The organism is Pseudidiomarina sp. CB1, from assembly GCF_024752025.1.
Taxonomy (GTDB): domain Bacteria; phylum Pseudomonadota; class Gammaproteobacteria; order Enterobacterales; family Alteromonadaceae; genus Pseudidiomarina.
In genome coordinates, this window is the sequence record NZ_JANTPU010000001.1 from 523,683 (window position 1) to 546,473 (window position 22,791).

Below are 22,791 nucleotides of genomic sequence, written 5' to 3' on the forward strand. Positions count from 1 at the left end.
AAAAAGGGTCAAGTATGACGTTACAACGCAGCCTCATTGCTACAACCATTGCAGTTTTTGCTTTCAGTTCAAATGCGATGGCACTTGATGCCAAAAGCGAATTGCAAGAATTGTTGGCGCCGATTAGTACGTTGCAAGCCGAGTTTCAGCAACATGTGTTGGATGCCAACGGAGAATTAGTGCAAGAGCTTAAGGGTGCACTGGCGTTGGCACGACCGAATAAATTTTATTGGCATAGTGATGCACCGGATGAGCTTATTTTGGTCGCCGACGGACAAGCGGTGTATTACTACGACCCATTTGTTGAACAAGTCACGATTAGTGCGCAGAGTGAGGCAGCTAACCAAAGCCCCTTTTTATTGCTGTTGGATGCGGAAGCAAGTGCTTGGGCTGACTATGAAGTGAGTAATGAGGGCTTAAGTTTTCAATTGCAGCCGAGCGAAAGCGCCGAACAGCAAAGCCTCCAAGTGAACTTCGTCGCCAAGGAAGAGCAACCTGCGCAACTCAATGAGTTAATTCTTGATGATGGGCAAGGGCAAATCACGCGAATTCGATTACGCGATGTAAAGACCAACGTAGCCTTACCTTACACCACCTTTAGTTTTCAGATCCCTGAAAACGCCGTGGTTGACGACCAACGATCAACCCAGTAAGAGCGGCGCGTGGCTAACCAAAGTTTCGATTTTGCTCCCGATTTCCGTCCTCTAGCGGCCCGCATGCGGCCGCTAACGCTGAACGATTACGTCGGTCAGGAACAACTTCTCGGCGCAGGGAAACCGCTGCGTGATGCTATCGAACGTGGCCAACTGCACTCGATGATCCTTTGGGGCCCACCAGGCACTGGCAAAACCACGTTGGCCGAGATCATTGCGCAATCAGGCGCCGCGGCCATCGAACGTGTTAGCGCCGTCACCTCTGGCGTTAAAGATATCCGCGCGGCAATTGCGAAAGCCAAAGAAAATCAGCAACAAGGCCAACGAACCTTATTGTTTGTTGATGAAGTTCACCGTTTTAATAAAAGCCAACAAGATGCATTTTTGCCGCATATTGAAGACGGTACTGTGGTTTTTATTGGTGCAACGACTGAGAACCCAGCGTTTGAGCTCAATGGTGCATTACTTTCTCGAGCTCGCGTTTACCGGCTCAAAGCGCTTGATGAGAACGCCATCAGGAAACTGCTACAGTTGGCCCTAACCGACAACGAACGAGGGCTGGGTGACCGCCAGATAACGCTCACCCAGCCAGCGCTTGATTACTTGGTCCACGCCGCTGGTGGTGACGCCCGAAGAGCGTTAAATTATCTCGAAATCAGCGCTGACACCGTTGGCAATGGCGAGACCCTTGGACGTGAAATGGTGGTCGAGGCCATAGGTGGCCGACAAGCCGGTTTCGATAAGCAAGGTGACGTTTACTATGACTTACTATCCGCTCTGCATAAATCGGTGCGGGGTTCTTCGCCCGATGGCGCTTTGTACTGGTATGCGCGAATCTTGCACGGTGGCGGCGACCCACTGATCGCGGCGCGCCGTCTGTTAGCGATCGCGTCAGAAGACATAGGCAATGCCGACCCACGTGCATTGCAACTCGCGCTCAACGCGTGGGATACCTTTCACCGCGTCGGTCCAGCCGAGGGTGAGCGCGCCATTGCGCAAGCATTGGTGTATTGTGCCTTAGCGCCGAAAAGCAATGCGCTTTATCGCGCTTTCGGGGCAGCGAAAAAGCTTGCGGCAGAGCATCCTGATGCTCAAGTCCCACATCATCTGCGCAACGCACCCACCAACGTTCACAAGCAAGAAGGTTTTGGTGAGGATTATCGTTACGCCCACGATTACCCCAATGCGGTGGTAGCAGGCGAGCGCTACCTGCCGTCGGAATTAGGCTCAACTGTTCTGTACGAACCGAGCGAGCGCGGATTGGAACAACAGTTGAAGGCGAAGCTTGATTGGTTAAAACAACAAGACCAACAAAGTAATTGGCAACGAGGTAACGATATTGACTAATTTACTTTGGGTGGCTTTGGGTGGTGCGTTGGGCTCGCTGGCACGCTATGGCACGGCAGTTTTAGCCTTAGGAATCTTCGGTAAATCATTCCCTTTCGGCACACTAATCGTTAACATAGTGGGCTCATTTTTGCTGGCTTTACTGTTTCTCGGCCAACAACACGGTGCAGTGCATGAAAACACTTGGTTATTCCTTGGGGTTGGGGTGCTTGGTGCTTTCACCACGTTTTCGACGTTTTCGTTAGAGACGGTGTTGTTATTTCAGAATGGTGAGTTTCTTAAAGCTCTTTCCTATGCCAGCTTAAACTTTATCTGTTGTGTCGCTGCAGTAGCTATCGCTCTGGGGCTCAAAACTTATTTTTTATCGATGTGGAATTAACATGTTAGACGCTAAGTTATTTCGTAGTGAACTCGCTGAAACAGCCGCTCGCCTTGCCGAAACACGCGGTTATCAACTTGATGTAGCTAAGCTTGAACAGCTTGAGCAACGTCGCAAAGCATTACAGGTCCGTACCGAATCGTTGCAGGCCGAGCGAAATTCCAGTGCGAAAGCGATAGGTAAAGCCAAAGCGCAGGGCGAAGACATTCAGCCGTTATTGGCTGCGGTGGATAGTCTTGGACAAGAGCTCGATCAAGCGAAACATGAGTTGAACGACATTCAAAATGAACTGCATGAGATCATTTCGGGTGTACCTAACTTGCCAGCCGAAGAAGTACCGCTTGGTGCTGATGAAGAAGACAACCAAGAAATAAGTCGCTGGGGTACGCCACATGCGTTCGATTTTGCCGCGAAAGATCATGTCGACGTTGCCGCACAGCTTGCCCACGGCATGGATTTCGAAAAAGGTGCAAAGTTAGCTGGTGCTCGTTTTGTCGTGCTGCAAGGGGCGATAGCCCAACTGCACCGTGCGCTTGCGCAGTTTATGTTGAACCTGCATGTTAATGAACATGGTTACACCGAAGCCTATGTGCCTTATTTGGTGAATCATGACACACTCTATGGCACTGGTCAGCTACCTAAATTCGGTGAAGATTTGTTTCACGTACAAGGAGCCACTGAGAAGCAAGTGCCTTTGTCGTTGATCCCAACAGCCGAAGTGCCACTCACCAATTTATGGCGTGATGAAATTGCCGATGAAGAGCAATTACCACTGCAATATGCGGCACATACGCCATGCTTTCGCAGCGAAGCTGGTTCACACGGTCGTGATACCCGCGGCTTGATCCGTCAACATCAATTCGACAAAGTTGAGCTGGTTTGGTTGGTCAAACCTGAAGAGTCAATGGCAACTCTCGAGCGCTTAACAGAACATGCTGAACGGGTACTGCAGTTGCTTGAGTTACCGTACCGAAAAGTTTTGTTATGTACTGGTGACATGGGCTTTGGCGCATGCAAAACCTATGACCTTGAAGTGTGGTTGCCGACCCAAGAAACCTATCGAGAGATCAGTTCATGTTCCAATATGGGCGATTTTCAAGCACGCCGTATGCAAGCGCGCTTCCGCCGTAAAGGCGCGAAGAAGCCTGAATTGATGCATACCTTGAATGGTTCCGGTTTAGCAGTGGGGCGCGCGTTGGTTGCGATTCTCGAAAACTACCAACAAGCTGACGGTTCAGTAAAAATCCCAACTGTGTTGCAGCCCTACATGGGCGGTAAAACTGTCATTCAGCCTTAAGGCTCAAATGCATTTCGCTGGTTTTGGCAAGCCCGCAATGCGCGTGGCTTGCTTCGCCGGGCCTTTCGGAAATAACCGATACAAATAACGGCTATTGGCTTTATCCGGACCAAGTCGTTGGCCAATGGCCTTGACTAAAACCCGCATAGCTGGACTCGTATCGAACTCTTGATGAAAGTCTCTTACAAAGTTCACCACTTCCCAGTGAGCTTCCGTTAACGTGATTCCTTCCAAGCTGGCAATATACTCAGCAAGCTCTGGACTCCAATCCGAGAAGTTCGCAAGGTATTCGTGCTTGTCAGTAGCATAGCTACGGCCATTAAACTCAAACATGCTTGGGTTTACTCGCGTTTGTTAAACCGACGTAGCTCACTGGCTGCGCGTCTAGGGTCATCGTGACCCAACTTGCATCATTTAACTGCATTACAAAGGGGGGCAGCGCCGCAGCGCTATCGCCATGCAGCTCAAGTTCAGTCTGCAACACATAAGCCGGATAGGGAAATGCATCAAGTAGGTCAGGTGTTAGCAACAGCTGCCTAAGCGCCTGCTCGGTAAAAATAGCGGTCAGATCTTGGTCTTGTGCGGTACTGACCAAACAAGCTTGGTCGGCGTCTGAGAGCGGCCAGGAACGTATGTAATAAAGAGCTCGTGCTGCTGGCAGGTCTTCATTAAGCAAAGTATCGTTACTGTTCATGAGCTACCTTCATTATTTTGCCGTAGTGCGTTTGCCGGATAAGCATTAGAAACGCAAAACTTTACCGGCGCAAGCGAGGCGACGAGCAAGCTGTTGGTGATCGACAGATTGAACGTCCATTACCCAATCTGTATTGGCTGCTGAGCCATTCTCAGTTACTACGAGCGGTGCAGGGCATTCGTACAAGTCGAGTAGGGCATAGCGTTTTTGCAATGAGCGTTCAGAATGCTGCGCATCGTGGCCGTGCTGAAGGTGCTGCAAGCCGTCACCTAGCAGTACCAACTGTGGGTTGAGTTCAAGTGTGGCCAGCGCTAAGTATATGGCTTGACCATGCCAACTAGCAGGCGCATCGGACGCTTGCGTTTGAATTACGTAGATCGTCATTAGAACTGCATCACCCGTTCAGCTTTTGCGGCAGCCATACTGAATTCGGTTAAGCCACCTAGCGCAAAGCCATCGTGCAAGTCAGACTCAGACAATTGATAATCCTGTTCAACCACGGTAGCACAGAGCACCAAAGGAATATCATGCTGGTTGGCGAGCTTTAACCATTCGGCAGCCACCGGCGTGACTTGTGAATCGATGTGCTGGCCATGCAATACGCCAGCTTCGTAGAAAAACACTTGCTGAATCCGATGTCCTAACGCAAGCGCAGCCTGCGCGTAGTGATACGCTAACAGGCTGCGAGAGTCGTCGGGTGCACTATGCACCGAAAGAACAATGTCCGTCACAAGCTTATTCGTCACCGCCGAAGGCCGTCAACAGGTTCAACAAGCTGACGAAAATATTGTAGATTGAGACGTATAGCGTAACTGTTGCGAGCACGTAGTTACGCTCACCGCCATGAATAATGGCGCTGGTCTGCATCAAAATTGCACCTGCTGAGAACAAAATAAACAAGCCCGACAAAGCCAAACCGATAGCAGGCATATTTAAGAATAGATTAGCGATAAATAAAGCAATCAGGACAAAGAATCCCGCAACCATCATACCGCCCAAGAACGACATATCTTTCTTTGTAGTCAGTACATAAGCTGACAAGGCGAAGAAAATCAATGCGGTTCCGCCCAGTGCAGTCATGATAATTTCAGCACCTTGTGGACCGATTGCATTAATCATACCGAGTAGGGGGCCTAAGGTGTAGCCCATAAAACCTGTCAAGGCGAACACTGAAAGTAAGCCCATAGCGCTATTTGCAGTTTTATGTACCAAGAACAATAGTCCATAAAAACCGACAAGCGTGATAATCATGCCTGGATGTGGAAGATTCATGCTCGCTGTCAAAAATGCGGTAAACGCACTAAAGGCCAACGTTAATCCGAGCAACATATAAGTGTTGCGTAATACTTTGTTGGTCTGTAGAACCGATTCGCTACGCTGGGTAGACGATACGTGAACTTGATTGTTCATGGACTTCTCCGTTGATTTAACTAACTGCACGCAGTGTATCCCAAAAGTGGGGGTAACAAGCAATGCTTTCAAGCTAATTTTGTTGCTAATTGTATAAAATGACAGCAAACGAACCAAATGATTCAAATTTTTGCTTTACAAGCCGATTCAGGCTCTTTATCATTCGCTTCGTCTTGAGGCACACAGCCACAGACACCGGAGAGATGGCAGAGTTCGGTTGAATGCACCTGACTTGAAATCAGGCGTGGGTTCACACCCACCGGGGGTTCGAATCCCTCTCTCTCCGCCAATTTCCCGAAAGCCCGCTAGTTCGCTAGCGGGCTTTTTTGTTCGCGCTTTATCATCTGGTCGTACCTGTTTATACTGCTTTCTCTTCTTTTACGAAAAAACAATACAACAAGTTTAATTACCGAGGATGTTATGGAAGCTTTCGATCAGGTGCTGCAACGGATTACATCGGCGGCGGAACAAGCAATTGAGCTCCCAGCAGGGTGGGGGCAAGGTCGGGCGCTGTTTGGCGGCCTTACTGCAGCGATAGCTTGGCAACATGGTCATGCTGGGGCTGATCCCGACCAACAGCTCAGGGCAATGACGGTTTCATTTGTTGCACCGGTACTTGCGGGGCAAGCGAGCTTATCGCGGCGTGTATTACGAAAGGGCAAAAACGTAACGCAAATCGCAGTTGAGATCGTACAGCATGACGAAGTTGTTTTAGCTGCTCTTTTAACCTACGGTGCAGCCCGTGTTTCACAAATCCGAGTCACTGATACGCCGGAGCCGAAGAGCGTTGAGCCCGATGCTGGTACGCCATTTCCGCCGGCGAAAGTACTCCCCGAATTTGCCCGCGCATTTGATTACAGCGTTACCGTTGGAGGACTACCATTTAGTGGTAATACAAGTCGTGAATTTGGTGGGTTCATGCGTTTTAGTGAACTTAGCCAGCCAGTGACCATTGGCACCTTTTTGGGCTTGGTCGATGCGTGGCCACCAGCGCTCTTGCAGCACCTCACTGAGTTAGCACCTGCAAGCTCACTCACTTGGACAATTGAGTTTCCGTCACAGCTTCCGCAACAACTGACAAATGAATGGTGGCATTACGTCGCCACAATTGATTATGCTGCTGACGGCTACGGACATACGCATGCGCACGTTTGGGACAAGCAAGGACAACTCGTAGCGATTAGCCGACAAACCGTGACTGTTTTTGCTTAGTTATCATTTGATAGTAAAAATCAATTCAAAAGATGAGAGTGGCTATTATTTGATGCTTAGCGTGTAAGAGAATAAATAAACGTGATAATTTTGTTGTATTTTTGCTTGCACTCCAAACGTATCTCGGGCATATCTTGACTCGCACCGACATGGGGTTGGTGCGCTAACCGAAATTGTTCGGTGTCTTCATAAGGAAGCGAAGATGACAGAGTTCATCGTAGCTGTACCCTCACAGTTGGTGGGGTTAGGCATGGAAACATTAATCAACCAAGAGCCTAAATTTTCAGTCGTTGCAACCGTAAACAACCAACAACAACTGCGCGACGCAATCGCTCGTGCTCCGTTCGCCACAGTTATCCTTGGCAGCCAATTATGTAGCGACGGCACCATTGAAGTCTGGCGCCGTATTCAGCGCCGCTATCCAGATGTTCATATGCTACTCTGGGCTGCACGATTTCAAGATGTACTTGATTTTCAGTGTAATCTCGAACGTGTTGAGGGGTATTTACTCGCAAGTGCGCAAAAAGAAGAGTTTTTGAATGCTTGTCATATGCTGAGTAAAGGGCGTATGTATGTGGCCGCAAGTGTTGCCGAGTATTTAGCGAAAAACCCAGCGCGACAAAGGCAGGGCGAGCTGCTCGCTAAATTAAGTAAACGCGAAATCCAAGTCGCCCAAATGATAGCGCAAGGACGTCGTTCCACAGCAATTGGGCAGCTGCTTAATATAAGTAGTAAAACAGTGAATACCTTTCGTTACCGAATTTTTGATAAACTCGGGATAAGTGGCGATGTTGAGCTGACGCATTTAGCGTTGCAAATGAAACTGGTTGATCTTGATGACGAGGTAGCAGTACAAGACGATGACGAAGCAAGTGAAGGAGGCGTTCGACGCTAAGCGATTTCTACAAAGTCTGACGCATCAACCCGGTGTGTACCGGATGTATGATGCGTCGGGCGACATTATATACGTGGGTAAAGCGAAGGATCTGCGTAAACGTGTGGGCAGCTATTTCCGTAGCCAAGTGGACAGCCCGAAGACGCAAACGCTCGTCAAACAAATCTGCACTATCGAAGTCACGGTAACTAATACCGAAGCTGAAGCACTGATCCTCGAGAATAATTTCATTAAGAAATACCGACCGCGCTACAACGTTCTGCTGCGTGATGATAAATCTTATCCTTATATTCTCGTTAGCGAACATCAACATCCACGTTTAGCATTTCACCGTGGTACGCGCCGCGAAAAAGGGCGTTATTTTGGGCCATTCCCAAATGGTGTAGCGGTACGCAATAGTCTACGTCTATTACAAAAGCTTTTTCCCGTGCGCCAATGCGAAGACTCTTACTACCGCGCGCGCAGTCGACCTTGCTTGCAATACCAACTCAAGCGTTGCTTGGCACCTTGCGTAAAAGGCTATTGCAGCGATGATGAATATAACGAGCAAGTGGATCTTGCCAAACGCTTTTTAGAGGGCAAAAACCAAGAGGTCATCGATCAACTGGTCGGCAGAATGGAACAAGCGAGTACGGCGTTAGACTTTGAACGAGCAGCGCGTTTTCGTGATCAAATCGGCGCCTTACGCCAAGTCCAAGAGCGCAATGCAGTTACCGGCAATCAACAGGAACTTGATGTCATCGGTTATGCACGCCAAGGTGGAATCGCTGCTGTGCATTTACTATTTGTTCGCGATGGCGCAGTGCAGGGCAGTCGTAGTTACTTTCCGAAGGTTCCGGCGAACACGGAAGATGCTGAAGTACTGCTGGCATTCTTGTTGCAGTTTTACTTGAATGATCAAGTGGAACGACGCTTGCCACGCGAGATTATCTTACCCGAGCAAAATGCCGCCAACGTGCTTGACCCGGAACAGGAGTTGAAAGCTCTTGAACAGGCCTTGGCGCAGAAAATTCGCATGACACATAACGTCCGAGGTGAACGTAAACAGTATCAGATACTGGCACAAAAGAATGCCATGAATGCGCTCGACAGCAAGGCGAATCAAGCTAGTACCATGATGATGCGGGTACGCGCCTTGGAGCAAGAGCTCGACTTTGGGCGTCCTATCACGCGTATGGAATGCTTTGATATTAGCCACACGATGGGACAGGAAACTGTGGCCTCGTGCGTGGTCTTTGACCAGCAAGGTCCGAAAAAAAGTGACTACCGACGTTACAATATTAAAGGTATTACGCCGGGTGATGATTATGCCGCGATGGCACAAGCACTACAGCGTCGTTTTGATCCACTCAAACACGGTAAAGTTGATGCGGCACCGATGCCGGATATTTTGTTTATTGACGGCGGCAAAGGGCAGTTAAGTCAGGCGGAAAGTTATTTTGCCGACTGGCCGACTGAATCTGCAAAAGCTGCGCCTTTACTCGTCGGTGTAGCGAAAGGGGAGTCGCGTAAACCAGGCCTAGAGACGCTTATCTTAGCTGGCAGCCATGCGACTATTCCGTTGGCGGCAGATGCGCCTGCACTGCATTTGGTGCAGCACATTCGTGATGAATCGCACCGATTTGCTATTACCGGTCACCGGCAGCGCCGTGCGAAAGTCCGTCGCACTTCACGCCTAGAGGATATCCCGGGTATTGGTGCCAAGCGCCGACAACGTTTATTGCAAAATCTAGGTGGATTACAACAGGTAAAACAGGCTAGTATTGAGCAACTCGCAGCGGTACCTGGCGTCAGCCACGAATTAGCTGAAACCATCTATCACGCGTTTCGTGACGAATAAAAGGAACTCTCAGTCGCATGTGGAATATTCCCAACCTGCTGACCAGCTTTCGCATCTTACTGATCCCGGTGTTTTTGGGCATTTACTATTTACCGGGCACTGACGCACATTTTTGGGCCGCATTTGTATTTGCCTTGGCGGCAATAACCGACGGTTTAGACGGTTACATTGCTCGACGATTTAATCAATTCACCAAGTTCGGGGCGTTTTTAGACCCAGTGGCCGATAAAGTCATGGTTGCAGCCTCACTGATCGTTGTCGTTGAAACCTATGCAACTTGGTGGATTAGCGTCCCAGCCTTGGCCATTGTTAGCCGCGAGCTGGTGGTTTCAGCCTTACGCGAATGGATGGCGCAAATCGGCTCGCAAGCAAAAGTTCAAGTTTCGAATTTGGGAAAAATAAAAACCACGGCGCAAATGGTCGCGATTGGTGGCCTCATTTGGGAAGCCAATACCTTTGTTATCGTTACCGCGACCATTTTGTTGTACGTCGCATTTGTGCTGACGTTGTGGTCGATGTGGGAATATTTGCGCGCGGCTTGGTCAGATTTAAGCCAAGTGGATTAAAAATAAGCAAACAAACAGGTTAGCGGCAAAAAATCGTTGACCTTGCCGAAATAGACAGTAGAATGCGTCGGCACTGGATGCGGGAATAGCTCAGCTGGTAGAGCACAACCTTGCCAAGGTTGGGGTCGCGAGTTCGAATCTCGTTTCCCGCTCCAAATCCCGATGGCGGGATGGCAGAATGGCTATGCAGCGGATTGCAAATCCGTGGATCTCGGTTCGACTCCGGGTCCCGCCTCCATCGGAGTCTCAGGTACTACATCTATGATGTGCCCGGGTGGTGAAATTGGTAGACACAAGGGATTTAAAATCCCTCGCTGGTAACAGCGTGCCGGTTCAAGTCCGGCCCCGGGCACCATTCCTTCTTAACTTCAAGCCATATACTTACACCCCTGATGTCGCTATTATAAACCTGTAGGTTTGCAATAAGGTATCAAACGATGGGTTTACTAGCCTGGTTAGGCAAAAAAGTCGCTGGTTATCTGCAAAAGCCTGGAAGTGCGCCCCCCAATCCTCCTACATCTGAATTTTCTGTACTTGAAGAAACTGTTCAAGTCGGTGATGTATTGCTGATCGATGGTAACAGTCGTATTGCTACCGCGATTAAATACCTTACGCAGTCCACTTGGTCCCATGCTGCTTTATGTGTCGAAAAAAATGATGCCCAGGGAGTACTATTGTTGGAAGCGGATGTCATTGAGGGGGTAAGACTAGTACCACTGTCTTTTTATCGCACCGCACATACTCGCATTTGTCGACCGATAGGTATTCGCCCCGAAGATATGGCAAAGGCAATAGACTACGCAAAAAGCAAGCTCGGTCATCAGTATGATACGGGGCATATTTTAGATTTGGCCCGCTATCTCATCCGAACCCCGCCGGTACCCGTCGAGTGGCGGCGAAGCTTGCTAACCTTTGGCAGCGGCGATCCTACCAAAGCCATTTGTTCGTCGTTAATTGCGCAAGCTTTTCAATCGATTCACTACCCGATATTGCCGGAACGGTTACGGCAAAAATTGATCAAACGCCATCACAGCCAATATGTACCCGGCGACTTTGACATATCGCCTTATTTCGCAATCATCAAACCTAATTTAAAAGCGTCGTTTGATCCTTACCAATTGGAATGGCACGAACCAAGCGCGGATCCAGGGTAGGTGTCCGCGCCGGTTCATTTAAAGGCTATTCCATACGTAAACTTTCAGGCAATAATTCCTCATTCACTTGACCATCTTGCTTGTACACCACACCTTTACGCATCACAAAATCGACGTCTTGTAGCAGATTGATGTACTTCAGTACGTCACCGTTCACCGCGATGATGTCAGCGACTTTGCCTGGAGTAACGGAGCCGTATTGGTCTTGTACGCCCATCATGACCGCTGGCCAGTAGGTCGCAGCACGGATGGTTTCCATTGGTGAAAAGTCCATTTCATAGACCCATGTGGCCATTTCTCGCCACGTGGTTTGGCAATGGAACTTCATCGGAATACCAACATCGGTGCCCACCAGCATTACCACACCCGTTTCTTTTAGCTGCGCAATTTTGTTTTTCAACGTTGGTTTACGCAACGGTACCAGTTGTGAATAGCTCAAATGTCCCGGCTTCTCGATAGACTGCTTGATGTCAGCGATGGTGTCTTCCTTGAGACCGCGATGCCAGCAGCTATTATCGAAATGCTCGTGGTTTTGTACGGTAGTTTCATAGTTGTACAAACCCTCAACGGTTGGCGTCCAGAATACTAAACCATCAAAAATACCGGTAGCTGTACGCTCTTTTAGTGCCTCAAGCACGTCGTCCGGATAGCCTGGAGCAGTGGTGAGGCCGGTGTGTTCAAAGTTATCGACGCCGACTTCAACACCTAAACGAATTTCGTCTGGCTTATGCGCATGGGCTACGACTTTTAGTCCGCGTTCGTGGGCTTGCGATACAATCGTTTCCATAACTTCACGGGGCATGTCGTCTTGATCGATAAGTTTAACGATTTCCATGCCGGCATCCGCCAACTCATTAACTTTTTCGACGGCTTGTTCTGGCGTCTTTATCGGCCAGCGGTAATGGCTTTGCCACTCGTCGGTTTCCCACTGTAAGAACGGCCCTGAAGTGTAAAGGTTCGGGCCTGGAATCTCGCCCGCAGCTACGGCCTCTTTGATGGCAACAGTATCGCCGAGCGGGGCGCCTAGATCGCGGACCGAAGTGACGCCAGAAAGGAGTAATTGTACTAGCGCTGCAGGCATGACCTCGTCAACAAAACGATCGGCGTATTCGGCCTGCCAATGCGGATAATTGGCGTGTCCGGTTAATTGAATATGCGCATGGTTCTCCCAGAGTCCAGGCAGTACGTCATGGCCCTCGGTCGAAATAACACGGTAGCCGTTAGGGACAGCAAGTTCGCCTACGCTGCCGACTTTTTCAATAACGCCATCTTTAATTAAGATCACGCTATTAGCGATGGGCTGCTCGGCGGTGCCATCAATTAAGCGGCCGCCCACTAAGGCGATGGACTCGGCGTAAACGGCTTGGCTAACGCCTAAGGCGAGGGCACTTGTTACGAACAATTTTGTTATCGTTTTCATTGGCGTTTCCTTCTTGTTTTGTGCAACTTTCAAGCTACGCCTGTCGATTTTTGCATGCAAGGCAAGAAGCACGATTTCCGCCCAACCTGCAAAAAATCACGGCTAATCACCTTGAGAAGCTCCATCTTGCGCACCATAGTAGTTGATAGTTATCAAAGATAGGGTACAACTAACGTGTCATTTCGTCTGTTAGTAACATTGTTAGTGTTCGGCTTGAGTGGTACTGAATGCCAATCTAGCAGCGCACCAGCGTGGGTTAAGCAGACCGATACGATAATTAGTCAAATGTTGCCGGTCGAGGCATCCGGCACTGAGAGTACAGAGCAACAGGACTCGGATCACGATGTCTTGCCAACCCAAAGATTACGCCCCCCAGCAGTGTCGGACTCGCCGGTTCTGGCGCAGCTCAAGCAATCAACGTTTGATCGCCATGTTGCCCCGCAGGCTCGAGCACCACCTTTTCTCGCTTAGAAAATCATCAATTACCGGTATTTTCCAAACAAGTGAGAATTTCAAATGGCTACTTTTCATGCTTTAGATTGGCATCGTGCGCAAGCTGGTGCGCGTTTGCCCGAAAACCCTTTAAAACCGCTCCAGCGCCTCAGCTGGCATGATACGGCAACTGCTGTCATGGAGCACTTTCAACAACAAACTTTGGTTTTAAGCGAATCGACGCGGTTACCCGACGCGGAAGCACGTATTGATCAAACTGGCAATCGTTATGTTTGTATCTTGGATGCACAACGAAACTTAACGGGTTTACTCCTCGCGCGCGAACTGCATAGTCGCCACACTGGCGCGTTAAGTAGTGCCTTGCAGCTACCATGGAGCCAGATCGAGGTACGCCACGTGATGATGCCAATCACCCAATTACCAGTTATCGAGAGGCAACAGGTAGAGCATGCGCGCATCGGAGATATAGCCGCAACAATGCAGGCCGCAGGTAAAGAATTCGTGTTAGTGGAAGACAACGGTCAGCTCATAGGTTTTATTGCGAGTTTACGTATTCTTGAACGCACCGGAGAATCCGTACGCCTCTATCCACGCGCGACGACCTTTGCAGAGGTCTTTACCGCTCTGAAACATCCGGAAATCACGGAGAGTTAGGCTTGTGACCATGACCATGGCACGCTACATTAGAATCAGCTGAAATTTCTAAGGGGCGTGCTATGGTCGATAATGCTTGGATGAACAGGGATACCTTGCTAATAGTCGCACAATGGCTACTTGGCTTATTTGTGCTGTTGCTGATCGTGGGTTTAGTTAGCATTATCGTGATGTACATCGTCGATAAAACCCAAACGAAACATACCATTCGCCGTAACTTTCCTGTCATTGGAAGATTTCGGTATGTTTTTGAGAACCTCGGCGAGTTTTTTCGACAGTACTTTTTTGCGATGGACCGCGAAGAAATGCCATTTAATCGTGCCCAACGCAGTTGGGTGTACCGTGCAGCTAAAAATGCCGACCGCACCTTGGCCTTTGGTTCGACCCGTGATTTAACGAAGAACGGCACCATCATCTTTGCCAATGCACCATACCCTCGACAAACAGAAGAGAAAACGCAACCAGAAGAAGTCGAAATTGGACCCTACTGTGAGAACCCGTATAAGCCGGTTTCGTATTTCCATATCTCGGGAATGAGCTACGGAGCGCTATCGCCGGTTGCGGTCAAAGCGCTGTCGAAAGGCGCTAAGCTCGCTGGCTGCTGGTTAAATACCGGCGAGGGAGGTTTGAGTCCTTACCACCTTGAGGGTGAATGCGATGTGGTCTTTCAGATTGGTACCGCAAAGTATGGTGTACGCAATAAAGACGGCAGCTTGAACGAATTGCGCTTAAAAGAGTTAGGCGAACACAAGCTCATTAAAATGTTTGAACTAAAGCTTAGCCAAGGGGCAAAACCTGGTAAGGGTGGCATATTGCCTGGAATTAAGGTGAATAAAGAAATCGCTGAAATCCGCGGTATCCCTGAAGGCCAAGATTCAATTAGCCCGAATCGTCACCCAGAAATCAAAAACGATGATGAATTATTGGATTTTATTGACCGAATTCGTTCGATTACCAATAAACCCGTCGGCATCAAGTTCGTCATGGGCGATCCAGGCTGGATTGATCAACTGATTGACACCATCTTGCGCCGTGGCCCAGAAGCTGCTCCGGATTTCATTACTTTAGACAGCGCCGATGGTGGCACCGGCTCAGCTCCGCAACCCTTAATGGATTACGTTGGCTTAAAACTCTCTGAAAGCTTGCCTATTTTAATCGATAAGTTGATTGCTGCTGGGCTGAAAGACCGAATTCGCGTGATTGCTTCAGGTAAGATGATATCGCCTGCTGATGTTGCTTGGGCGCTTGCTATGGGCGCTGACTTTATTGTTTCTGCGCGTGGTTTTATGTTTTCACTGGGGTGTATTCAAGCCATGCAATGCAACAAAAATACCTGTCCAACAGGCGTCACCACTCATAATAAGGACTTACAGAAAGGGTTAGACCCTGCAGATAAATCGGTTCGCGTCGCCAATTACCATAAATATTTAGAATACGGTGTGAATATTATTGCCCATTCCTGTGGTGTTTCGGATCCGCGGCAACTTAACCGCCGGCATGCGCGAGTAGTGACCCATACCGGCGACAGTGTGAGCCTGGCGGAGCGTTATCCGCCGCAAGCTCCCCGCCAATCATAACGATTGTTGTACGCGGCTTTGCAACCATTTACTGAAGGCAACCACGGCGACCGGGTGACGTGCAGCTTGCCGCGTCACCACGAAAACATCATGCTTGCCGTCGACGGCTTGTTCTTGGCTACACTGCAATGAGCGGAATGCGGGGTGCTGTAGGTAAAGGGTATCGACCAGTGTCGACCCTGTGCCATTGCTAACGAGCTCGAGGCCGATACTAGGTTTTGCCACCGCCTGTACGGGTAATGCCTGTGCTTGAACGGGAAAGTCGCGGCGATAAGCTTGCCACGCTTCGCTTTGTGGTTGAACCCACCAATTGCCGCTTGTCGTGATATCACTAGCAGCACTTACAGGCGCATAACGCGGGCTGTAGAGGTTTTGCTGCTTTAGATTGCGGTCTTTGATGCGACCATGCACCAGTGCCAAGTCAAACGCCCCCTGTTGCACACCAAGCGCGATAGCTGCATGGTGGTGATCAGCAACGGTGTCATCATAAGTGTCGAGTTGCAGGCGAATATGCGGATAAATTGCGGTAAAATCGGCAAGGCGGCTTGCTAGCCACCAGCGCAGGACATTACTCGGAACATAAATACGCAAGGTGGTTAAGGCTTCATCGCCACTAACCCGCGCACGCTCAACACTTTGCTCCAGTTGTTGAAACAGCGTAAGCAGTTGTTCGCCTAACAGCTCTCCGGTTGGGGTGAGGGCATGGATGCGATTATCACGATGAAACAGCTGTGTGCCTAACTGTTCCTCAAGGGTTTGAATGTGCCTTGTTACAGCCGATTGGGATAATCCCAGCTGCTGGGCGGCATGCTTGAAGGAACTTGCATTCGCCGCAACCGCAAAGACGCGCAGGGCGTTTAAAGAATAGTTTTTAAGTAGCACAATGAGTCCTCACTGTTAAATCGCAGCTGAATAATAGCACAACCATGGTTGCCGAAAGCGAAACTTCGCTTGCGAAAACAAGAATAGATTAACGACGAACGAGAACCAATAGCAATGTATTTACGTGAATTTATCGAAATCGCGGTTTTGCACTTTCTAGCCGTTGCCTCACCGGGACCTGACTTTGCCGTGACCGCACGTTATAGCTTAGCTTATGGACGTCGCATCGGCCGCTACGTAGCCCTCGGCATTGGTGCGGGGATACTTATTCATGTGGCGTATTCATTACTCGGCGTCACCTTGATTATTCACCGCTACCAATGGGTTTATGCCTCGCTACTTTTACTGGGAGCGTTGTACCTTGGTTGGATAGGTTGGCAAGCCATTCAAGCCAAACCCGCAAGTCAGGCACCCGAGGCAGCCGCCGCGGCAGGTGACCTCAGCCGCGCTAAAGCGTTTCGGGTTGGTTTCATTACCAACGGGCTCAACGTTAAAGCGACCCTATTTTTTATGGCGCTCTTTACCGCGATTATCGACCCAACTACGCCAACGTGGATCAAAACCAGTTATGGTCTCTACATGGCTGTTGCGACCGCCGCTTGGTTTACCTTATTAGCCACAGCCTTGACCATAGGTCCGATATACGAGCGAATTTGGCGTTTTGGTCATTGGCTTGATCGCCTCATGGGCGCCATCTTATTGTTGCTCTGCGTAAAGCTTATCAACGACTGGTGGCAGGTAATTCAAGTTCTCGTGAGCGGGGATTAATGCTATGATCCGCAACGTTAAATAGAAGTGGGTAAAGAGACACCTATGCAGTTATTTGTAAACGATCTTACAGTCATCGATTTTTCGTATTTATGCGCCGAGCGGGGCATTGTTGGTGAAAGTTGGATCGTCGATATCATTCTAGACGGCAGCCTCAACGAACAATCGATGGTGCTGGACTTCGGTAAAGTCAAAAAGCAGATCAAACGCATTATCGATGATGCCGTTGACCACAAGCTTGCTGTGCCCGCGGACCACTCATTTACACGCGTTACTCATACTGACGACGATAGTAGCTATTGGGTTGATTTCTTGCGTCCGCAAGAACGCTCCATTCATCTATTTTGCCCAGCGGATGCGTTTGCCTTTATCGACGCAGAAGAAGTTTCCATGGCCAGTGTTAATGCTTATTTACGGGCGGTGATCAAACGCGAATTGCCCGGTAATGTAGCGGGTCTTGAGGTTATCCTACGCGAAGAACACATCGCTGGTGCCTATTATCACTACACGCATGGCCTAAAAAAGCATGATGGTAACTGCCAGCGCATTGCCCATGGTCATCGCTCACAACTCCAAGTTTTTATTGATAACGCGCGTGCGCCGCAGGTTGAAGAACGCTGGGCGCGGCGGTGGCAAGATATTTATTTAGGCTCACAAGAAGATACGTGCTCGGTTGCAGAACTTAAACTGTCTTCTGCTGGCAAGCAGGTCAACGATAGCAGTCATCAAGCCTATCGCTACACAGCGGATCAGGGACTCTTTGAATTAGCTGTGCCGCAAGGCGAAAATGATCTCATCGCCAGCGATTCAACCGTTGAGTGTATTGCCGATTACTTAGCTCAAACCATAGCGCTCGAAGAAAACGCTCAGGGCCGAGTAAAAGTAATGGCGTATGAGGGCGTTGGTAAAGGAGCGATTGGCTATGCGTAAACTGCTTGGTGTGGCGCTATTGTTGTTATCTGGTGCTGCTAACGGGATGTCAGTTATCGAATTACATGGTGCCAAAACCGCCGGAGCTTTGCTGGTTGGTAAAACCGCAGCGGGTAGTGAGGTCAAACTAAACGATAAAAGCCTCGAAGTATCAAGCGAAGGTGTTGTGGTTTTTGGCTTTGAGCGTGATGCCAAAGGCCCGCAAACGTTAACGATTAAGCTTGCTGATGGCAGCGTACATAAAGAAGTCATTGCATTAGAACCGCGCGAGTACAAGATTGATCGGGTTGAAGGTGTACCTCAACGTACGGTCACGCCAGATCCAGAACAGGTTGCACGTGCACGTAAGGAAGCCGCTGCTGTGTGGCGCGCACGGCAGACGCGAACCGATGACCTGTACTTTTTAGAGCCGGTCATTAGCCCAGCAGAAGGGCGAATTAGTGGGGTGTATGGTAGTCAACGTATCTTCAATGGCGAGCCTCGCAACCCGCATTTTGGGCTCGATGTCGCTGCCCCAACGGGAACACCTGTCAAAGTGGTTTGGCCCGGCGAAGTCGTGTTTGCTGATCCTGATTTATTTTATTCCGGCGGCACCATTATTGTTAATCATGGTTTTGGCGTAAGCACCACCTATATTCATCTAAGTGCCGTTAACGTTGCCGTCGGGCAACGCGTACAACAAGGTGACGTAATTGGTGCGATTGGTGCGACAGGCCGAGCCACCGGGCCGCACCTCGATTGGCGCGTGAACTGGGGCGATGTGCGCCTTGACCCAGCACTCGTGCTAAAGCATTTCGATAAGCCGCTGTTTTAAAGTTTCAGCCAGCGTTTCGCCTGCGTTGGCTCGACAACCTTCAAGACATAGTTGTTAAGCTTAGGAGCTTGCCAAATAAGCTCTACCGAAATTAACTCATCGCGGCGAAACGCATGCACGATCACAACATCACCGGGTTGATAACGTTCAAAAATTTCTCGCATATTACTATCGGTAACCTGCAAATTATCGATGGCGATAACCCGGTCTTGCGCACTCAAACCAGCTTCTTGAGCAGCTTCATCAGCAAAGACGACTTGTAGCTCGAGGCCGTGCATTGAGGCTTTGAACTTGGCGCCTAAGGCAACAGGCAAAGGAGTGGGGGCTGAACGACCACCAAAGCCGTTGTCATCCTGTGCAGGCTTGCGTTCAATGGCAATGCCAAATTGCTCAAGCAGCTCGGCAACGGGAAGCGGCTCGGTGCTATTTACCGCTCGGTCAATAAAAGCGTGTAGGTGAATACCGTATTCGTCCTGCATAAACTCCGCAAACGTCGTGTCGGTGGTCCCTTGCAACGTGGCACCATAACACCGCCAAAAACTCGCCATGCACTGGCTGAGCGACAATGTATCGCGGCTATCAGAACGGATAAGCAAGTCTAGACAAAGCGCAATTAATGCACCTTTGGCGTAGTAACTCACGATTGCGTTAGGGGCATTCTCATCCTGTTTGTAAAAACGATTCCACGCCTGCAAACTTGAGTCGCCTACGGTGTGCCGATCTACGCCAACCCCGCGATGCACTCGGGCTAGGGTATCGCCAACCAAACCTAAATACGTCGGTGCATCAATTAAGCCTGCCTCGTGCAACACAAAATCATCAAAGTAAGAGGTAATTCCCTCATAAAACCATAACTGCCGCGTGTATTGCTCAGCAGCTAGTGAATACGGAATAAAGTCTCTGGGTTTAAGCGTTTTTATGTTCCAACTGTGAAAGTACTCGTGACTGCATAGACTCAAAAACGTGCGGTAGTCAGTGTCTATGTTTGGCCTTGTACCGGGGCTGACCAGATCCCGACGAGAGCACATAAGTGCCGTTGAATTACGATGCTCTAGACCACCAAAACCTTTGCCAACCACCATCGTTAAAAACAAGTATTCTTTAAACGGGACTTGCTTTTCGAATAGTAAAATTTGCTGTTCGCAAATTCGCGCTAAGTCACCACAAATGCGTTCTACATCGGCGAAATTACGTCCGGCGGTAACGAATGCATGTTTAATTCCACCCGCGATAAACTCATGGATCCCCAAGTCACCAAGTAAAAATGGATAATCGATAAGTTCTTCATAAGTCTCAGCGCGAAAGCGTCCAGCGCTGTAATACTCGCCGCTTAATCGCGGCATTCCGGTGGCGACGCGCCAATGCTTGCATGACTCGCTCAATTCTAAAGTCAACTCGACGGCTTCATCGGTTCGTCCAGCTACAGCAAGGCATAAACTGCTATTGTTAAAAAAGCCCCAGAACTGATCAAGATAGGCACTACGGACCGACAAATCGAAGGCATATACCTGATAATGAACGGTAAGTTCTTCTGCTTCGGCACAGTCAATTCGCCACGTTTGTTTGTCTACCGCGTGGAGAGTGAGGGCTTTGCCATTGGTCTCAGCATGCAAATCAAGAATATTGCGCGCAAAGTCGCGAATCATATAACTACCTGGAATCCACGCTGGAAGCTTCAGTTCGATACTGTCATCGTTGTGGACATCAATACGTAAACGCACCGAAAATTGGTGACCATGAGGATCAAGCGGAGAAATATGATAATGCATAGTTTTGACCTTAAGGATTAAAGTGACAACTACTCAGGCTTTGAATGGTAGCATGGGCAGATTTCGCTATGTAGCGTTTTGCATGCGATAAATGAACCGACAGGTAAAAGTTGAACGGGTATAATCAGGTCTAATAAGCAAATGAAATAGGGTGATAAATGCCTGTCGTTGGACGTTGGAAAGCTTTATTGGATGATCGCAACCGCTTTTTCTGGGTGCTGCAGGCAGCCGGCTGGTTTGGCTATGCATTGGTGCAATACATTGGTTCACTCATGCACGAGATGCGTGATATCTATGTGTTAATTATCCTTCTCGGCGCTTATGCCGGATTTCTATTGACTGTTCCGTTGCGTTATTTCTATCGTCGAATTTGGGATAGTCCGCCATGGCTACTAATCTTAATTGTACTGGCATCGGCTTATTTTTCTGCCAGCATTTGGGCTGTGATTGACAACGCCACCTACTGGGAAATCTATAAATTCGGTTTTCGTCCTGAAAACAATTGGTTTTATTTCAAGAACACCCTCGCAAAATTCTACATTATGCTAAGTTGGAGCGGTCTCTATTTCGGCATCAAATATTATCAGATGCTGCAAGATGAGAAACAGAAGGCGTTAATGGCAACTTCCATGGCGCACCAAGCACAGTTGAAGATGCTTCGTTATCAGCTTAATCCGCACTTTCTTTTTAACACTTTAAATGCGATCTCCACGCTTATTCTGATTAAAGAAAACGATCTTGCGAACAAAATGATGAGCAAACTAAGTTCATTCTTGCGCTTTTCGCTTGATAACGAACCCATTAAAAAGATCCCGTTAGCGCGAGAGATTGAAGCCCTAATGTTATACCTCGATATCGAAAAGGTACGTTTTGATGAACGTCTGAACGTCACTATCGAGATAAGTGATGAAGCCCAACAGGCGTTGGTTCCAAGCTTATTTCTGCAACCGCTCATCGAGAACTCAATAAAATATGCCATCGCGAAATTGGAAGAAGGCGGAGAAATTAGCATATACGCCGAGCGTCAGGGCGAAGAGTTAGTTGTCATTGTCGCTGATAATGGTCCTGGAACAACAAAACCAACACAAGACTTGATTCGTAGTGGTGGCGTAGGCTTAGCAAACACACGCGATCGGTTACAAGCCTTGTATGGAAAGAGCTACTCATTTACATTATCCTCTAACGGTCCTTCAGGCATGCGTGTCGAAATTCGCATCCCCTTCGAACAGGTTGAGGTTTCATGACAAGCAAAATCCGCACTTTAGTGGTCGATGATGAGTCACTCGCACGCCGCGGTTTAATCGTGCGCTTGCAGGACTTTCCCCAGGTCGAGTTATTGGACGAGTGCCAAAGCGCACGGCAAGCACTCGAAAAGATCATTGCGCTCCGACCCGATCTGATTTTTTTAGATATTCAAATGCCTGGTATGAATGGTTTTGAACTTTTACGCGAAGTCAAAGCCAAAGGCATTGAATTACCTATTGTTGTGTTTGTTACTGCATACGACCAATATGCGATCAAGGCCTTCGAAGTTCGCGCTATCGACTATCTGCTCAAGCCCGTCGATCACGAACGTTTAAGCCTTGCTTTGGAACGCGTCACAAAAAATCTTGCGCAACGTGAACGAAATGCACAACAAGAGCGTATGTTGAACTTATTAGCAGACGCAACTGGGGAAGACTGCGAAGCGATCTTGCGAAAATTAGCTGACAATGAAAATGTCGGCGCATCACGCTACCCAGAGCACATTGCAATTAAGGAAAGTGGTGAAATCACCCGCGTTGCGATCAATTCCATCGAATGGGTGGATGCTGCGGGCGATTACATGTGTATTCACGCTGCCAATGAGACACATATTTTGCGTCGGACGATGAAAGAGCTTGAAGAAGAGCTTAATCCGAATCGTTTTCAACGGATTCATCGTTCAGCGATTGTTAATTTAGATCAAATTGAAAAACTCTGTAGTCGCCAAAATGGTGAATATCATATCGTTTTAAAAAATGGTAAAGAGCTAAAAGTTAGTCGCAGCTACAAGGAACGGATTAAAAAGCTTATTTTAAGTACCTGAGAGCAACGC

Annotated in this window: 25 protein-coding genes and 4 tRNA genes; 21 read left to right on the plus strand and 8 right to left on the minus strand. The window is 48.9% G+C overall.

What is annotated here, in order from left to right; all coding sequences use genetic code 11:
• Positions 1–14: 14 nt before the first annotated feature.
• Genes lolA through serS form a run of 4 tightly spaced genes read left to right on the plus strand, consistent with a single transcriptional unit; the run spans position 15 to position 3,676 of the window.
• Complete coding sequence (gene lolA / locus NV375_RS02460; protein ID WP_258806821.1) at positions 15–653, plus strand: outer membrane lipoprotein chaperone LolA; 639 nt, start codon at positions 15–17, stop codon at positions 651–653.
• Between the two features lie 9 nt (positions 654–662).
• The gene (locus NV375_RS02465; RefSeq protein WP_258806822.1) at positions 663–2,000 is read left to right on the plus strand and encodes a replication-associated recombination protein A; all 1,338 of its coding nucleotides are present in this window, start codon (positions 663–665) and stop codon (positions 1,998–2,000) included.
• A complete protein-coding gene (gene crcB / locus NV375_RS02470; protein ID WP_405035612.1) occupies positions 1,990–2,379 on the plus strand; it encodes a fluoride efflux transporter CrcB in 390 nt (129 codons plus the stop codon). Before NV375_RS02465 ends, crcB begins: the two co-directional genes overlap by 11 nt.
• Position 2,380: 1 nt before the next feature.
• Positions 2,381–3,676 carry a serine--tRNA ligase gene (gene serS, locus NV375_RS02475; RefSeq protein ID WP_258806824.1) on the plus strand — a complete coding sequence of 432 codons (1,296 nt, stop codon included), beginning with the start codon at positions 2,381–2,383 and terminating at the stop codon, positions 3,674–3,676.
• A 3-nt stretch (positions 3,677–3,679) separates the two neighbouring features.
• On the opposite strand, the gene NV375_RS02480 is transcribed toward serS, so the two are convergent.
• The 5 genes from NV375_RS02480 to NV375_RS02500 are packed head-to-tail and all read right to left on the minus strand — an operon-like array spanning position 3,680 to position 5,780.
• A complete protein-coding gene (locus NV375_RS02480; protein WP_258806825.1) occupies positions 3,680–4,009 on the minus strand; it encodes a TusE/DsrC/DsvC family sulfur relay protein in 330 nt (109 codons plus the stop codon).
• The gene (locus tag NV375_RS02485) at positions 4,002–4,370 is read right to left on the minus strand and encodes a hypothetical protein (RefSeq protein ID WP_258806826.1); all 369 of its coding nucleotides are present in this window, start codon (positions 4,368–4,370) and stop codon (positions 4,002–4,004) included. The genes NV375_RS02480 and NV375_RS02485 overlap by 8 nt, the downstream gene beginning before the upstream one ends.
• 45 nt (positions 4,371–4,415) lie before the next feature.
• Positions 4,416–4,754 (minus strand): hypothetical protein, encoded by a 339-nt coding sequence (locus NV375_RS02490; protein WP_258806827.1) that lies wholly within the window; start codon positions 4,752–4,754, stop codon positions 4,416–4,418.
• The gene (locus tag NV375_RS02495; protein ID WP_258806828.1) at positions 4,754–5,101 is read right to left on the minus strand and encodes a DsrE/DsrF/TusD sulfur relay family protein; all 348 of its coding nucleotides are present in this window, start codon (positions 5,099–5,101) and stop codon (positions 4,754–4,756) included. The genes NV375_RS02490 and NV375_RS02495 overlap by 1 nt, the downstream gene beginning before the upstream one ends.
• Before the next feature lie 4 nt (positions 5,102–5,105).
• On the minus strand, positions 5,106–5,780 hold the full coding sequence (locus tag NV375_RS02500) for a Bax inhibitor-1/YccA family protein (RefSeq protein ID WP_258806829.1): 675 nt from the start codon (positions 5,778–5,780) through the stop codon (positions 5,106–5,108).
• Between the two features lie 197 nt (positions 5,781–5,977).
• On the opposite strand from NV375_RS02500, the gene NV375_RS02505 reads away from it, so the two are divergent.
• The 9 genes from NV375_RS02505 (at position 5,978) to NV375_RS02545 (ending at position 11,447) form a co-directional block, all read left to right on the plus strand.
• Positions 5,978–6,069 (plus strand) — tRNA-Ser (locus NV375_RS02505).
• A gap of 131 nt (positions 6,070–6,200) precedes the next feature.
• Positions 6,201–6,992: a thioesterase family protein gene (locus tag NV375_RS02510; RefSeq protein ID WP_258806830.1), complete on the plus strand. Its 792-nt coding sequence runs from the start codon at positions 6,201–6,203 to the stop codon at positions 6,990–6,992.
• Positions 6,993–7,194: 202 nt separating this feature from the next.
• The gene (locus NV375_RS02515; protein WP_258806831.1) at positions 7,195–7,887 is read left to right on the plus strand and encodes a response regulator transcription factor; all 693 of its coding nucleotides are present in this window, start codon (positions 7,195–7,197) and stop codon (positions 7,885–7,887) included.
• On the plus strand, positions 7,853–9,727 hold the full coding sequence (gene uvrC / locus NV375_RS02520) for an excinuclease ABC subunit UvrC (RefSeq protein ID WP_258806832.1): 1,875 nt from the start codon (positions 7,853–7,855) through the stop codon (positions 9,725–9,727). Before NV375_RS02515 ends, uvrC begins: the two co-directional genes overlap by 35 nt.
• A gap of 17 nt (positions 9,728–9,744) precedes the next feature.
• Positions 9,745–10,293, plus strand: a complete 549-nt coding sequence (gene pgsA, locus NV375_RS02525) for a CDP-diacylglycerol--glycerol-3-phosphate 3-phosphatidyltransferase (RefSeq protein ID WP_258806833.1) — start codon at positions 9,745–9,747, stop codon at positions 10,291–10,293.
• A gap of 79 nt (positions 10,294–10,372) precedes the next feature.
• Positions 10,373–10,448, plus strand: a tRNA-Gly gene (locus NV375_RS02530).
• A gap of 9 nt (positions 10,449–10,457) precedes the next feature.
• Positions 10,458–10,531: transfer RNA gene (locus tag NV375_RS02535), tRNA-Cys, on the plus strand.
• A 30-nt stretch (positions 10,532–10,561) separates the two neighbouring features.
• Positions 10,562–10,648, plus strand: a tRNA-Leu gene (locus tag NV375_RS02540).
• Positions 10,649–10,730: 82 nt separating this feature from the next.
• Positions 10,731–11,447, plus strand: coding sequence for a YiiX/YebB-like N1pC/P60 family cysteine hydrolase (locus NV375_RS02545; RefSeq protein ID WP_258806834.1), 717 nt, complete (start codon positions 10,731–10,733; stop codon positions 11,445–11,447).
• A 25-nt stretch (positions 11,448–11,472) separates the two neighbouring features.
• Here the strand turns inward: NV375_RS02545 and NV375_RS02550 are convergent, their stop codons facing one another.
• Entirely contained in the window at positions 11,473–12,867 is a 1,395-nt protein-coding gene (locus tag NV375_RS02550; RefSeq protein ID WP_258806835.1) for an amidohydrolase family protein, read from the minus strand.
• Between the two features lie 174 nt (positions 12,868–13,041).
• Here NV375_RS02550 and NV375_RS02555 point away from each other — a divergent pair, with 174 nt between their 5' ends.
• From NV375_RS02555 to NV375_RS02565, 3 genes are all read left to right on the plus strand, one after another.
• Entirely contained in the window at positions 13,042–13,338 is a 297-nt protein-coding gene (locus NV375_RS02555; protein WP_258240355.1) for a hypothetical protein, read from the plus strand.
• Between the two features lie 45 nt (positions 13,339–13,383).
• Positions 13,384–13,974 carry a hypothetical protein gene (locus NV375_RS02560; protein ID WP_258240354.1) on the plus strand — a complete coding sequence of 197 codons (591 nt, stop codon included), beginning with the start codon at positions 13,384–13,386 and terminating at the stop codon, positions 13,972–13,974.
• 80 nt (positions 13,975–14,054) lie between these two features.
• Positions 14,055–15,551: an FMN-binding glutamate synthase family protein gene (locus NV375_RS02565; RefSeq protein WP_258807938.1), complete on the plus strand. Its 1,497-nt coding sequence runs from the start codon at positions 14,055–14,057 to the stop codon at positions 15,549–15,551.
• Here NV375_RS02565 and NV375_RS02570 read toward each other — a convergent pair.
• A complete protein-coding gene (locus tag NV375_RS02570) occupies positions 15,546–16,433 on the minus strand; it encodes a LysR family transcriptional regulator (protein ID WP_258806836.1) in 888 nt (295 codons plus the stop codon). The two genes, NV375_RS02565 and NV375_RS02570, sit on opposite strands and share 6 nt — an antisense overlap.
• 114 nt (positions 16,434–16,547) lie before the next feature.
• Between NV375_RS02570 and NV375_RS02575 the strand changes: the two genes are divergently transcribed.
• From NV375_RS02575 to NV375_RS02585, 3 genes are read left to right on the plus strand one after another with little or no spacing between them, the layout of a single operon-like run.
• Positions 16,548–17,201 (plus strand): LysE family translocator, encoded by a 654-nt coding sequence (locus NV375_RS02575; protein WP_258806837.1) that lies wholly within the window; start codon positions 16,548–16,550, stop codon positions 17,199–17,201.
• A gap of 45 nt (positions 17,202–17,246) precedes the next feature.
• Positions 17,247–18,131, plus strand: coding sequence for a 6-carboxytetrahydropterin synthase (locus NV375_RS02580; RefSeq protein WP_258806838.1), 885 nt, complete (start codon positions 17,247–17,249; stop codon positions 18,129–18,131).
• Complete coding sequence (locus NV375_RS02585; RefSeq protein ID WP_258806839.1) at positions 18,124–18,945, plus strand: M23 family metallopeptidase; 822 nt, start codon at positions 18,124–18,126, stop codon at positions 18,943–18,945. The genes NV375_RS02580 and NV375_RS02585 overlap by 8 nt, the downstream gene beginning before the upstream one ends.
• On the opposite strand, the gene NV375_RS02590 is transcribed toward NV375_RS02585, so the two are convergent.
• Positions 18,942–20,714 carry a M61 family metallopeptidase gene (locus NV375_RS02590; RefSeq protein WP_258806840.1) on the minus strand — a complete coding sequence of 591 codons (1,773 nt, stop codon included), beginning with the start codon at positions 20,712–20,714 and terminating at the stop codon, positions 18,942–18,944. The genes NV375_RS02585 and NV375_RS02590 overlap by 4 nt on opposite strands.
• A 158-nt stretch (positions 20,715–20,872) precedes the next feature.
• Here NV375_RS02590 and NV375_RS02595 point away from each other — a divergent pair, with 158 nt between their 5' ends.
• Both NV375_RS02595 and NV375_RS02600 read left to right on the plus strand, forming a co-directional pair.
• Entirely contained in the window at positions 20,873–21,958 is a 1,086-nt protein-coding gene (locus NV375_RS02595; RefSeq protein WP_258806841.1) for a sensor histidine kinase, read from the plus strand.
• The gene (locus NV375_RS02600) at positions 21,955–22,782 is read left to right on the plus strand and encodes a LytTR family DNA-binding domain-containing protein (protein ID WP_258806842.1); all 828 of its coding nucleotides are present in this window, start codon (positions 21,955–21,957) and stop codon (positions 22,780–22,782) included. The genes NV375_RS02595 and NV375_RS02600 overlap by 4 nt, the downstream gene beginning before the upstream one ends.
• Positions 22,783–22,791 lie beyond the last annotated feature (9 nt).